The 13,710-nt window shown below is 30.8% G+C and carries 15 protein-coding genes and 1 pseudogene; 8 read left to right on the plus strand and 8 right to left on the minus strand.

The window, feature by feature from the left end; all coding sequences use genetic code 11:
- Positions 1-296 precede the first annotated feature (296 nt).
- From IGJ49_RS11520 to IGJ49_RS11540, 5 genes are all read right to left on the minus strand, one after another.
- Positions 297-509, minus strand: a complete 213-nt coding sequence (locus IGJ49_RS11520) for a hypothetical protein (protein ID WP_438723500.1) — start codon at positions 507-509, stop codon at positions 297-299.
- Between the two features lie 46 nt (positions 510-555).
- Positions 556-702 carry a hypothetical protein gene (locus IGJ49_RS11525; protein WP_023520184.1) on the minus strand — a complete coding sequence of 49 codons (147 nt, stop codon included), beginning with the start codon at positions 700-702 and terminating at the stop codon, positions 556-558.
- A gap of 240 nt (positions 703-942) precedes the next feature.
- The gene (locus tag IGJ49_RS11530) at positions 943-1,254 is read right to left on the minus strand and encodes a hypothetical protein (RefSeq protein ID WP_019723443.1); all 312 of its coding nucleotides are present in this window, start codon (positions 1,252-1,254) and stop codon (positions 943-945) included.
- 25 nt (positions 1,255-1,279) lie between these two features.
- Positions 1,280-2,689 carry an EndoU domain-containing protein gene (locus IGJ49_RS11535; protein WP_438723503.1) on the minus strand — a complete coding sequence of 470 codons (1,410 nt, stop codon included), beginning with the start codon at positions 2,687-2,689 and terminating at the stop codon, positions 1,280-1,282.
- Positions 2,680-3,027, minus strand: a complete 348-nt coding sequence (locus IGJ49_RS11540; RefSeq protein WP_062804790.1) for a hypothetical protein — start codon at positions 3,025-3,027, stop codon at positions 2,680-2,682. Before IGJ49_RS11540 ends, IGJ49_RS11535 begins: the two co-directional genes overlap by 10 nt.
- 1,481 nt (positions 3,028-4,508) lie before the next feature.
- Here IGJ49_RS11540 and IGJ49_RS11545 point away from each other — a divergent pair.
- The 6 genes from IGJ49_RS11545 (at position 4,509) to IGJ49_RS11570 (ending at position 8,941) form a co-directional block, all read left to right on the plus strand.
- Positions 4,509-4,796 (plus strand): DUF4238 domain-containing protein, encoded by a 288-nt coding sequence (locus IGJ49_RS11545; protein ID WP_438723505.1) that lies wholly within the window; start codon positions 4,509-4,511, stop codon positions 4,794-4,796.
- A 111-nt stretch (positions 4,797-4,907) separates the two neighbouring features.
- Positions 4,908-5,528, plus strand: coding sequence for a DUF4238 domain-containing protein (locus IGJ49_RS11550; RefSeq protein ID WP_438723507.1), 621 nt, complete (start codon positions 4,908-4,910; stop codon positions 5,526-5,528).
- Positions 5,529-5,791: 263 nt separating this feature from the next.
- Positions 5,792-6,556 (plus strand): ABC-three component system protein, encoded by a 765-nt coding sequence (locus IGJ49_RS11555; protein WP_438723509.1) that lies wholly within the window; start codon positions 5,792-5,794, stop codon positions 6,554-6,556.
- Complete coding sequence (locus IGJ49_RS11560; RefSeq protein WP_438723511.1) at positions 6,556-6,798, plus strand: ABC-three component system middle component 7; 243 nt, start codon at positions 6,556-6,558, stop codon at positions 6,796-6,798. The genes IGJ49_RS11555 and IGJ49_RS11560 overlap by 1 nt, the downstream gene beginning before the upstream one ends.
- Positions 6,773-8,389 carry a DUF2326 domain-containing protein gene (locus IGJ49_RS11565; RefSeq protein WP_438723513.1) on the plus strand — a complete coding sequence of 539 codons (1,617 nt, stop codon included), beginning with the start codon at positions 6,773-6,775 and terminating at the stop codon, positions 8,387-8,389. Before IGJ49_RS11560 ends, IGJ49_RS11565 begins: the two co-directional genes overlap by 26 nt.
- Before the next feature lie 114 nt (positions 8,390-8,503).
- Positions 8,504-8,941 carry a thioester domain-containing protein gene (locus IGJ49_RS11570; protein ID WP_438723515.1) on the plus strand — a complete coding sequence of 146 codons (438 nt, stop codon included), beginning with the start codon at positions 8,504-8,506 and terminating at the stop codon, positions 8,939-8,941.
- Positions 8,942-9,694: 753 nt separating this feature from the next.
- Here IGJ49_RS11570 and IGJ49_RS11575 read toward each other — a convergent pair.
- From IGJ49_RS11575 to IGJ49_RS11585, 3 genes are all read right to left on the minus strand, one after another.
- On the minus strand, positions 9,695-10,846 hold the full coding sequence (locus IGJ49_RS11575) for a restriction endonuclease (protein WP_438723517.1): 1,152 nt from the start codon (positions 10,844-10,846) through the stop codon (positions 9,695-9,697).
- A gap of 4 nt (positions 10,847-10,850) precedes the next feature.
- Complete coding sequence (gene yhdJ / locus IGJ49_RS11580) at positions 10,851-11,774, minus strand: adenine-specific DNA-methyltransferase (RefSeq protein ID WP_438723519.1); 924 nt, start codon at positions 11,772-11,774, stop codon at positions 10,851-10,853.
- Positions 11,775-12,095: 321 nt separating this feature from the next.
- On the minus strand, positions 12,096-12,341 hold the full coding sequence (locus IGJ49_RS11585; protein ID WP_438723521.1) for a helix-turn-helix domain-containing protein: 246 nt from the start codon (positions 12,339-12,341) through the stop codon (positions 12,096-12,098).
- Positions 12,342-12,444: 103 nt separating this feature from the next.
- Here IGJ49_RS11585 and IGJ49_RS11590 point away from each other — a divergent pair, with 103 nt between their 5' ends.
- Positions 12,445-12,885, plus strand: coding sequence for a hypothetical protein (locus tag IGJ49_RS11590; RefSeq protein ID WP_438723523.1), 441 nt, complete (start codon positions 12,445-12,447; stop codon positions 12,883-12,885).
- 506 nt (positions 12,886-13,391) lie between these two features.
- Positions 13,392-13,673 (plus strand): annotated as a pseudogene (locus IGJ49_RS11595) (tyrosine-type recombinase/integrase); the annotation flags it as partial.
- Between the last annotated feature and the right edge of the window lie 37 nt (positions 13,674-13,710).

Below are 13,710 nucleotides of genomic sequence, written 5' to 3' on the forward strand. Positions count from 1 at the left end.
ACTTATGGTTATTAGAAAAATCGAGCCTTACATAGAAGAAATATACATAGAGAATTAGATATTTTATACTCTACTTTTAAATATATTCTTAATTTTTCTTCTGATTTAACAATTATCTCGGTCTTGCCTAAATACTGGATTTCTTTGCCAAAGATTTGTTTTATGTAATTTAATTCCACTTCATCATTTTTCTTGATAAGTGTGTAATAACTTCATATTTAGAAAAAGAAACGATAAATTTTAATCGCTTCTTTTCAGTATTGGATTTGGATCTTAAAATAAAATTGTATATCCTTTTATTTATTTTGTTGTAAAAAGTCTTCTAAAATATGCTTTACCGACAAACTGGCATTTTTTAATAAACTTTCTGCTTTTTTTATTGTTGCTACATTGGAAATAATCATGGTTTTATATGGTTCTCTATCGAATGAACGCAACGAATCTAAAGCATATTCAGCAACCTCAGCATTATCGTTTACTAGCTCTAACAACAAGTTGAAGCCATTCATACCAGTATCCTCTTCAATAGAATAAGCTAATCTAATTTTATATCTATCATTCTTTTTTTACAGATTGCATTAACGCTCTCCAATCGCTCTCAGTAAAATTTCCTAGTAATTCTTCAGTATAGATACATCCATCATCATACCAAGAATCCTCTGAACTATCTTCAGATAATATTTTATCTAACTCATCATACATATTTTAACACTCCTTATTTACTAAATCCTATAGGAGGAGGTCCATTAACTGTTCCAGTAGGATAAGCACTAATTATTTTAGCTCCTTGTTTTATTACATCAATTTTGACGCCACAAATAATACTTCCATGCCATGTAGCACCATCACTAGTTAACTAGATTGCTATTACCAATAGTCTTTGAACTTTCAATGATTTTCGTATCAATGCAGCTCTCTGGAAATGCTGTACTGGTTTTTATTTTAATTTTTTATGTAACTTTCAGCATCAGAAATAAAAAAGGTTAGCTTCAAATCAGGATATTTTTTATCAAGTTCCCTTAAACAAGAGATGAATCTTTTACTTTGTAATTTTTCAGAAACATCAGCAAAAACTGAGCTAATCAATAATAAGTCTTCCTTAGAACAATTTTTCAAATAATTAATTGTTTTATCTTCACTCATAGATAGTATAGTGGTTAATTCTGTCCAACTTTTTTCAAGTCCAAAGTCGTCTTCTTCATGTAAACTTCTTCGTTCTTCTAAGTTTTTATTTATTTGATTAAATATATCCATAATTTTTTCTCCTTTAAATAGTTATTTATGGTTGTTTCGTGCCATCTGGAAAAATGGTTCCAATATTCCCATCAGTTTTTATTACACCCACTCGTACACCATTATAATCCCCAAAAATAACATCCCCATTTTGAGCACCTACAAAATTTGATTGGTTAGCAATATGCTGTGCTGCACGTTTTATCTCTTTATTTGTCCAATTTTCAGGAAACCAAGATTGACCTGTGCCTATACGTTTCGACGGTGTCTTGTGGTGTGGTACATTTCCAGCTCTGACACCATTAGAGTAAGTTTTTTCAATGTTTACTTCAAACCCATTTTCCTTTAGAAAGTCAATGTTAGCTTGGCCATGTCCCCCACCCTTCATTTTGGAAACTTTTCCTGTGAAAGGATTAACAGTAAAATCTCCGACATCAGCATGTTTCAAACTTTGTTCCGGAATTTCAAGTTTAAAGACTGTAGCTCCTCCCTCTTTCTCACTAAACGACTTTTTATTGACACTCCCAACATTATCGATGCCATCTAATCTCGAAGCACCTTTATTTCCATAATACGCCCCCATCACTGTGTCGCCAATATTCGTAAATGTTCCTGACCATGCAGCGTACTTGAATTTATTCGCTTCTTCTTGGCTGATTTTCTTTCCTGTGTAGGGATTGATTCTTATATTCGCACAACCAAGTGTTTTGCGATTGATTTCTTCTAGACTATCTGTTTCTTTGATTAACTCAATCTCTTGATCGCCTGATTCAATAACCAAAGATACGTCTTTTTTTATTTTCTCAAAATAACTTTTATTTGTACCTTTTGGTAATGAGTATGAGCCATCACTTTTGATTGTCGTATTATTTAATATCAATACACCTTGCATCGCTATCTTCAACTCATTTAGACTATTAGCAAATAAACCACTTGTTTGTGTATTGAAATCCTGTAGTTTTCTTAGTTGATTTTGTAAATGATCGATAGCTTGTTGAAAGCTATCAATCATTCGCTGCAAATCTCTTTCAACATTCAACAAGGTATCTAGTACACTTGCGATTGGGTTCAGTGTCGTTTGTAATCGGACGAAAAATAAGGTCTTGTCTACTGAGTTTTTCATTGTACGTGTGACTTGTATCTGTTGATTTAACTTATCTTCATTCAATTCGCCTTCACTTGCCACTATTTTATCGGCATTTTGGTATTTTTTCAATTCTTGTTCAATCTGTTCAATGGCATTTGTTGTGCGGGTGATCGTTGGAATGATCAAATCCGCAAACAAGCCTTTGCCTGCTGTATACGCCGCACCAGATAATTGCTTGCCATCTACTGCTGAGACAACTTTTTGACTACCCGATTTCAATTGACTTACAGTTTCTTTACCACTTTCTAAATTACTTTTAAGCGCAGACATAAAGTCTGAAGATTCACTACTGACATAAATCAATCCCATGAGAGGTTTCTCCTTTGCGCCTGTAATTCTTCTCGTTCCGTTTCTAATTTCTGAATGGCTTTATTATATGTATGATTTAATTCCTCATTGGCTTGTCTTAACTGACGTTGAAAAATATGTTGTTTTGTTTCATTATTTTTATGTAACCACTGTGTTGAGGTATAACCTCGTTGCAATGCCTCATGGTTTGATTCAGCTAATTGTTGAAAACCTCTTTGAAGTACATCTTGCAACTGAAGCAGTTTTTCTTCTAATACACGTTTTTCATTCGATAATTTTTCTTGATGTTTTTCTACTTTGACAATTTCTTGTTGATTTTTTAGCATTTCACCATTCATTTACTTACCTCCATTCCATATCATACATTTGATTTGAATCTACCTAGAAGTAATGATTTTTACCGTTTTAGAGAACGTTTCGCTACTTCCAAGATATAAATCGTATCACTATTGATCTTTGTAAAGAAAGCGCATTCTATGTAAAGTTTACCAAATATATAAATCGAAAAACGAAAAATCTCATAAAATGTAGTTTTGATATCATAATCGTGCAAATCGTTGTAACTGTTCTTTTAAATATAAAAAATTGCAAAAGAAAAAGGCTTACGCCCTTTACCAAAAAACTATGCGGAGTCTCTCTCTACGCCATCCGATTGCAATGTTGTTCAGTCACACATTCTACAATACCGTACCAGTCGGAGAGACCACTGGCATATTGTAGCTTTACGAGATGTGGTCAGGCATGACAGCCTACAAATTCCACAAGGGCATTCGGTATATTTTGATTATGATTAGTATCAACATATACCGCCTTCTGCTACTCTCACGCGTTTCTTGTCTTATAGATTATTTCTAATCACTTCACGGCGAAGGACTTCTTTGGATGTTTCCATCAGTGTGAAATGCCAATCCCTTAGCAAATCTCTTCACAGGGAGGCTAAGTCTTATCAACTTAGCTTTCTATTGTCGTCCCGACAAGTTCGCTACCTTACATTTGGTCACACTTTGCACACGTTCTTTGCGCTCCAATGCTTTTACACTGGCTTTCCTCTTGTTACCAAGAATACTCACTTGATACGCAACAGTATCCCATTACGACATCAACAATGACTGATTCCCAAACGTTCCTTGACGAGTTGCTTAAACTCTCATACACAAGGTTCTGCATTAGTTTTTTGATAAAAAGAATAAACCTTTTAACATTTTTTTAATGATCATTATTTCATATATTTAGCTGACCTCAACGATATCATTCTTTCTCAACTTTATCATGAGTTAGAAAAATTTTCGTTCCTTAAATTTAAAAAAAAAGAAAAAAAGTGGGACAGTCATCAGATATTTTCTGATGATTGTCCCACACTATTTTACTTGATTGAACGCATCAGCAGTTCTTATTGACAAAGAGACCGCATAATTCATTTACTTAACCCACAGACCCTTCCAGCAAAAGGCTAGCTTTTCCAGAGCTTCTGACAAGCTCTAATCGTTGGTATACCAGTATTCTAGATCTTCTGTGAATACTGCGAAATTCTAGTAATTTTTGTCAATTGTAGTTAGTTTTGATTTAGTATTACACATCTCTAAGAAACAATGGATATTCTGTTCTTTAAGTAAGATCAATTGCGAGCTAGATGAAAATACTAATACTATTAATCTTTTGAACGTTTCTTATTGATTCAAAAAAATAGTTTCACAAATATCACAGCCTTTTAGTAATTTTCACTGAAAATTTATCAAATCAGAATAACCAAACTAATCAGAGAATCCTCGTTGATCTGAAAGAAAAAAAGAATATAATATTTCTATTAGGGGGGATTATTTTGAAAATTAATAATCACTATGTGCCAAAAACATATCTGAAACAATGGGCTAATAATAATAAAATTTATGAATATAACCTTTTAGTTCCTCATGAGAAGTATCCTAAATGGAAAAGTGTTTCGATCTCAAGAACTTCAAGCCTTGACTCTTTATATTTATATTATGATGAAGGAGAAATCACAGATGAAATGGAAGATTTCTTTTCATCTGAATTTGAAATGCAGTATAGCTCATTCATCGATAAAATCAATTCCTATTCTATTCTTGATGAGAATGACAAAGAATAGATTTCAAAGCTAGTTGCAAGTCAATACCTCCGAACATTGAAGGGTTTTTACCGTATTCAAAAAATTGTAATAGATACATTTCCTGATATTGTAGAGAATTTAATACTATCAATGGAACAGGAGTTTAAAACACCAGGTACTTTACGAGTTGATAACAAATCAAAACCAGAATATGACAACTTCATTCCTTTAAAAGTAGATATACAGAAACTTAATGAAGAAAAATCTGGGTTGAACATACAAACAATTGCTGGTAAATCATTGTGGTTGTTTGGTATGAAACATTTCCTTACTTCCACTTATAAAACCTTAAATAAGATTTCATGGTGTATCTATGATGCTCCCAATAATTTTGAATGGGTTACTTCCGATGATCCAGTAATTTTCCTAAACTATTTTAATAAAAAAAATTATAATTTTAATGGTGCCTGGAGCGTAAATAATACAGACATTATTTTTCCATTATCTCCAACAAAGTTATTATATGCAAATATTGGTCAGTCAACCGCTTCCTATAAAAAAGCGACATTTTCTTTTGCTGAAGAAATACAAAAATACATTGTTGAAAATGCATATAATAAAGTATATTCACGAGAAGCTATTAGAAAAACTACTAAGATAGGGAGGCGACATGTAAACAAAGAAGATTTCAATAAATTCAACGATTCATTAAAAAATTTCCACAAGAATTATATAAATAATGAAATTCCATTTTTAAAAGGAAAATATTAGTATTTCTCTAATTATTTTGAAAAGTGATTCACCCGGTTATCCTATCAGCTGGCTTGTAAAATAAACGAAATATTTTAGTCAATTCCAAAAACTCATTACCATTTCTTAAATACTGCCCCTACATCCTATCAAACTAAAAAAGAAAGAAACAAAGTTAAATTATACCATTTGATTTTTTTTGATTATTTCCGTTTTTTAGAATCAAATAAATCCTATAACTTCTAACTGTATAATGATATAATAATGAAAAAAAGGAGATTTCTATGGGGGTTAATGATAATAGACGAATACCTACTGAGAATGAAAAGATGCTTCTTCATACTGAAGTCAATGGTCGTTGTCCTATGTGTGGTGATTCACTAACATATAAAAAAGGAACTAAAATTTACAAATCTTTTGAGATCGCTCACATTTATCCAGCAAATCCTAAGAAAATAGAAAAAGAAACGCTTAAGGGCATGCCCTTATTAGATTCAGATGTCAACAGTCTTAAGAATCTAATTGCAGTATGCCCTAGGTGTCATACTAAATTTGATAATCCTAGAACAACTGATGAGTATATTAAATGGTACATTATAAAACAGAAACTAGTTTCAAATGCTGAACTAAGGCAATCATTTTATCTCTTTAACATTGAAGAAGAATTGAAAACCATACTTGAGAAATTAGATGATGAAGCAATTGAAGAGCAGTTAATTCAATTAAGTTTAAACTCATTAAGAATTGACCAAAAAACAAATGAAACTATGCCTTATGCTATTAAAAGAAGCATTAAAAATGACGTCGTTGATTATTTTGACTACATAAAAAATGTATTCTTAGAAATGGACAAAATATCACCTAGAAAATTTGATACTCTTGCCACGCAAGTGAAATCATTTTATTTAAAGTGTTCTCAAAGTTGTTCGGATCAAAATCAATTATTTTTAACATTAGTTGACTGGCTTGATGAAAAAACAGAACACTATTCAAAAAGAGCATGCGAAATTGTAATTGCTTTTTTTATTCAAGATTGTGAGGTATTTTGATGTTATTTCCAAATAAGATAACAAAATTCCAAGAGAGCACAATCTCTAAGTTGATTTTTATATTAGATGAATTGTCATCTAAACCGTTAGGTATTTTTCCTCTTTATACTAAGGTAATGAAACATTTTGAAGATTTAGATCAGTTTATATTAGCTCTAGATGTGTTGTTTTTATTAGAAAAAATTAGGTTTGATGAGAAATGGGAGGTTCTTACTTATGTTAAAGAGGATACGATGTACTAAATTTCAACAGAAAGAGATTATTTTTCATAAAGGATTAAATTCTGTTGTCGGAGATGATATTGCTACAAATTCTATTGGTAAAACAACTCTTCTAATGATAATTGACTTCATTTTTGGTGGGAATGACTATATAACTAAAAACAGTGATACTATCGAGAACTTAGGGCATCACGAATTTCTTTTTTCCTTTGAGTTCGCTGACCAAGAATACTATTTCAAACGGAGTACAGAACACCCAAAAGAAGTCGTTGTATGTAATAATAATTTTAAAGATATAAATACAAAAACATTAGAAAAATATTGTCTGTGGTTACAAAAAAAGTATAATTGTGTAGTAGATGATTTATCTTTTAGAAACATTGTTGGAAGATATTTTAGAGTTTATGGCAAAGACAATTTGAATGAAAAACGTCCTATTCAATACGTTGCTAAAGAAAAAGAAAATGTGTCTATCTTGAATTTAATTAAGTTGTTTAATAAATATAAACCGCTTAAGTCCTGTGAAGAACAGTTAAAGGACTTACAAACTAAGAAGAAAGTATTAACTGATGGAAGTAAGAAAAATATGATTCCTATTACTACTACTAAAAGAGAATACAAAGTCAATGAATCGAAAATTACCAAGTTGTCCTCAGAACTAGAAGAATTAAAAAAGGATATATTGAATCAAACTGTTGACGTTGAATCATTGGTTTCAAAAGAAGTACTTGAACTTCAAAGTGAGAAAAGTAGATTAACTGTTCAAAAAAATGTTTTAAACAATAGATTGCACCGAATAAAAATGAATATTGAAAATAAAAAGTCAAAAGCATATGCTGAACTATCTTCTTTTACCACCTATTTCCCCAATTTTAATGTAGATCAAGTCGGTAAATTAGACGAGTTCCATGATAATCTTACTAAAATTCTAAAAGATGAACTTACTAATGTAAAAAAAGATTTATCTAATCAAATCGCTATTTTAGAAAACAAAGTAAATGAAATAGATTTACAAATTGTCAAAACTCTCGAAATTAAGAATGCACCCGTTCACTCAATTAATAGACTAATACAACTAACAACTGAAATAAATGAAATTATGGAACAAAATAGAAACTATGAAAAGCGTAATGAGTTAACAGCAGATATAAATGATACAAATTCAGTACTTTCAGAATTAAAAGTTACTATAACTGATGATATTTGTGATCAAATAAACAAATCTATGAGTAAGTTTATCAAAGAAATATATTCGGATGGTCGAAGAACTCCCAATTTTAATATTCATAACAATCAATATACCTTCAATACCTATGGTGACACAGGAACTGGTACAGCTTTTGCAAGTTTAATTTCATTTGATCTCTCATTACTTAAATTAACATGCTTACCTACTCTAATCCATGATTTGCCCCTGCTAAAGAACATAGAAAACAATGCTTTAGAAAATATTTTTAAATTATACAGTAGAAGCGAAAAACAAATTTTTATCGCTATTGATAAATTAAGTTCATATAGCAAAGAAAGTAAAGAACTAATAGAAAATAGTAAAGTATTGCAACTAAATAAAGATAAGCTTTTATTCATTAAAAATTGGAAAAATGCAAACTAAATGCAAAGCCATTTCTAAAACAGGAATGGCTTTTTTATATCTAAATAACTTATAATGAAAGGAAACGATATGAAATAAAAAACGAATATTCTAAATAGAACCTTAAGGGTGCTGATGGTCTTTGTGACTATTATCGGCATCCTTTTTACTTCTTCAATTGCTACCTTTGCCAGTTCACTTAGTTTAGATGAACCGACAAATTATTATTATACGGGAATCAGACCTAACACAGGCTACGCCATGACTCATAATATCTACGTGTTAAAAATGGATGGCAAAAAAGTCTTCTGCATTGAATCTGGCATTGTAGCAAATGGCGGTGAAGGCTATATACCTGAATCCTATATTAGTACCAAAAAAGATAAGCTGTCAAAAACTGCTTATTACGGATATACAATAACTAGTCAAAGTCACTACGACTATGCCGTAACACAAGCCATGATTTGGGAAGAATTAGGTGACCAACGTCAAAGTACGACGATTCCCAATTATGACCAACGCAAAGCTGAAATTATGGCGCTTGTTAACCGTCACGATACCTTCTCTCTTTGAATGGTCAAACAGTCGCCGTCACCTTTGGAGACTCCATTACATTAACCGATTCAAATAATGTGTTAGTGGATATGAGCTTAGAATCAAGCAACACCAATGCAACCTTAAAACAAAATGCTAATAGTTTAGTGATCACTCCAAGTAAAGAATCTAACATCTGTCTCAATTTTAAAATACATAGTTAAATCTTTTCTTCTACATAACTTACTTTACTTGTTCCTGAAATAACAAAAATTATATCTCCCTAAACATGCAGTAGCCAATTTAATTGCATCCGATGTCCTCTCGCCATACATTTCTTTTATTATGGATATTTAAAGGATTTCTCCTAATAAGACTTTTAAATAAATCAACCTTGGAGGAACAGATTCATCATAACAATCTACCTATCCATTTCTCATTGGTGTTACTTTCTACACGACCCAAAAAAAAAGCCAGAAACACCTGCAAATAGGCATTTCTAGCTTATTCAATACCATTACCCCACAGACCCTTCCAATGACTCTTTTGGGAATCAAAGTAAGGGAATAGGCTTTATATAAAGATTTCATTTAACAAATTGCTATGGACTGACAGTGTATATTATCAGGTACTATCATCGAGAACGTAGCTAATATCGTAGCCAAAACAGCAGGTAGAGAAGTTATTTTAGGAATTGATACAATAAAAGTCAGGAATTAAATCCATAATCGGCTTACATTTTTTAAGTTTTAAACTCCTACTTTTGTTACTTACTCCATTTACATAATCCTTCTATGATTGTATATTCAATTCTAATCGATAATAAGTATCAATGTTTTCTATAATACTGTCAATTTTATCTAAAGGAATATTTTTCAACCATTCTGATAGTTCGTTTATTGTAATTATTTCTTCGATAGATTCTTTATATGAATCCTCAATAACCGATAATCCTCCAAATTTTTCTCTTAAATAATCATATAATTCTTTTAATATTTGTTGCTTTGTTTTGATAGTTTTTACCACAAAAGTTATTGGAAATTTCATTACCTTATCTATGTCTAAAAAGTATTTGTCATAATTATTTACTTCAGTTACTTGAAAAAAACGACCTAACGGGCGCATTACAAAATCAATCCCACCATCATTCGCATTTGTTCGTCCAGTTTTATAGAGTTTTAAATATTTTTCTTCTATTTCCGCTTGCGAAAAACCTATATAAACTTTTTTATCTGCATAATGATTCGATAAAATAGCATAGCTAACAATCTCAAAAATTCTGGCTTCTGAGTCTTCTGTTAGCAACTGCTCTATAATTTCTTTTTTATGCAAATTACTTGATTCATTCTGGAGTTTTTCTAAAATATTTAATAATTCGTTATCTTTGTTTTGTAATAATTCGATGTATCTTTCAGAAATTTTTACAACTACTTCAGATATATCAATATTATCTATATAAATGTATATAGGATTTATTAAATATTTACCATTGGCTTTTACAATCAGGGGTTTAGAATCATCATGAGAGATTTTTGAAGCAAACTCATCATTTGTTCTTGAATTAAATCCATGATTTTGTAACTTTTCTCCTCCATATAAATTCCTTTGCAATGCAAATAAATCACTATATGAAAAGCCTTCAAATTTCATGTACAAATCTTTTTTCTCAAAAAAGCCTTTGTCCATGTAAAATTTTAAAATAGTATATATTGAGTACCATGCAGCAAGTGAACGTCTTGTTTTGCTGTTCCCATGTATTGCATTAGACTTTTTATTTAAGTATTGTAGCAAAAAAGACTTATTATAGATTTCTTGTGCTTTCTCCCCAAATTCTTCAATTAAAATATCTGATATAAATTTTTCTACATTATTTATTGTAGGTATTTTCTCTACACTCTCAATATCAGATATAGTTATTAGGTTCAGGTTTTTTTCTGTTTCCATACTCCTATCCTTCCTCAGTTAACGATTCTAATTGCTTAGTATCTGTTTGCTCTAATAATCTACTTTTTTTTGACTTATTTTTAGTTTTTCTTTCTTTGATCTTTACTAACTTTTCACCTTTATATTCCTCAGCAAGTTCAAGTCTTCGAATACCTATTTTGAAATAGTCTTCATTTATATCAACACTTACAGATTTTCGGTTTAAATTCTTTGCTACTTTTGAAGTTGTAAAACTTCCTCCGAATGGATCAAAAACAATATCACCAGGATTAGAGCTTGCTTTTATGATCCGCTCTAACAGAGCCTGTGGCTTTTGTGTAGGATGATTTTCATACTCATCCATTTTAAATCTGACTCTACTAAAATCCCAAACATTGCCTGGAACTTTTTTTGTGTTATAGGGTTGAGGAGGATTTTTTCTATAATCTATTAATCCCCTTTTAGCTCCGGTTTTGGCTTCTACCAAGATTTCTTCATGATTAAATGTGTATTTTGCCGATTTACTTTTTTTCGCCATAATTATTGGTTCATACATTGAACCATATTTCTTTTTGCTCTGAACTCCTGAAGAATCATAGGTCCAAACAATTCTGGAAATAACATCATAACGCTCAGATAAATAGATATCAATATAAGGCATAAACTGAGTAGCGGTCATAATATATATTGTTCCATTTGGTTTTAAAATTCTCATAGCTTGTTCAATCCATGACTTATTCCAATCTATATAAGCTTCTGTACTGTCCCACCTATCTTTATTATTTCCAAAATCTTTACCAATATTATAAGGCTCATCTGCAAAGATCAAATCTATAGTTTCGCTTTTCATATTCATCATGACTTTCAAGGAGTCTCCATTTATTATTAAATGTTTATCATCCCCTAAGTTTTCTTCTTCTAAGTCTTTAATAAAAAGATCATTATTCATCAAAAAAACTCCTCTATTTGCTATATTATTTCTTAACTATGCTTATCTTATATTAGTCATAAGTAAAATTAAAGTACACGTAAATAAGTTTATTTTGCATTTTGTATATTTAGATAACGTCGTGTTCTTCAGTCTCATTCATTTATATCTCTTCCTTTTTTCCAATGTAATTTATTTTATACAAATCTTAAAGACTGTTTTATTACATAGTATTTTAGACTAACCATTAAGTTATACTATTCAATTTTCATTTATATCAGCATTGAAAAGTATATCATATCAAGTGCAATATCAGTGTTTCATTGAGTTAACTACTTGTAGTCATTCAAGTAACTCCTTATAAGAGATTTTTAAGATATCTTTAATTGCTTTTAATTGGTCCAACTTAATGTGTTGTCGGCCACCTTCAATCTTAACCAACGTTTCTCTAGTTATAGAAATTTTACGAAGCTGTAGGTCTCTAATCAGCTCGTTTTGACCAATTCCTTTTTCTAATCGGATTCGTCTGATATTGCTACCGATTACATTTTCTTTATCAATAATTTTTCTCTCTTTCAAGGATAGCACACCTTTTGGACTAATATCAGTCCTTTTTCTTATTAATCTTAAAGATTTGGTGTGCTACAACGGAACTAGTATTAGAGCATATTCAATTTTAGGAGGGATTTTTTTGAAGAAATATGCAAGCATTCTAACCTGTGCTTTACTCATCGGAACTATAAACGGATGTACCACTTCTGACACTAGTTCTACAAGTACGGAAACCAGTAAAACAACCTCAGAGAAGAATTACCCAATACATTTTTTTCCGGTTCCAGATGGACTTGAAGCTTATTATCATGATAAAAAACTAGATGTCCCTTTATCAGAAACTGAATCTATTGAAAAGATTTTTCCAATTGAAATTGAAAGAAATCAAGACGATATAAAACTAAAAGCTGATCTTCCCTTACTGGACAGCACACAAATTGATAGACATGAAAATATCAAAGTTAATATTGAAAAAGGAGCGTTAGCACAACTTTATACTAAAAAAGTTGAACAATTTTTTGAGGCTAGTGCCAATAAAGACTTTTCAAAAATAAGCGATTATTCGGATAACTTTTTTTAATGAAACACAAGATGAAATCACAAACTCAACTTTTATGACTGAAGATATGTACAATATGACGTTAAAAAAAATAAAAGCTTACGGCCATCCGTTAAATCTGACACTAAATTATGGATTACTCTATTTTGTATTAGCAGGTTAAGTTGATTATGAATATTCACCAGATTATTTGGAGACACCTCTTCAACACGAGAACAATAATATTAATTTTAGTTTCGTCTAAGAGTCAAAAAATAAAATATGGTTAGTTGATCAATTAAGCACTATAAACACTAGCTTCCATGAATTACCTAATCCTGAAAGTGAAGTTGATATGGTCATTAAAATCTTCTAAAAAAGAAGCGTTGAAAGAATGAGCTCTTCTTCAACGCTTCTTTTATTGATTCAATTTGCAATATTATTTGAACGAGTAATCTGATTTCTAAGCAGTTGTAAAACTCTTTGTGGCGGATAATAGAATGATTATAACGATTCTATATTGATATAACATATATCAACAAAAATAGTTTTTATTCACTACAAACTAAGACAAGATCCACTATACTCAAGTAGTAACCGATTGGTTAAATTGGATTTACAAAAAGACACCGATGGAGCCTCAAATTACTCCACATGGATTTAGGCATACCCACTGTAGCTTATTGTTTGAAAGTGGTGCTTCGATAAAAGAAGTACAAGAACGATTAGGTCACAAAGATATTAAAACTACCATGAATATCTATGCTCATGTCACACCACAATCTATTAAGAAAACAGGTGACCGATTTGCAAAATTTATGGGCGAATAATTCCAAACGTAGCCAACTATTAAAATGCAAATAAAAA

This window comes from Enterococcus sp. AZ171, assembly GCF_051714005.1.
Lineage (GTDB): Bacteria > Bacillota > Bacilli > Lactobacillales > Enterococcaceae > Enterococcus_B > Enterococcus_B pernyi.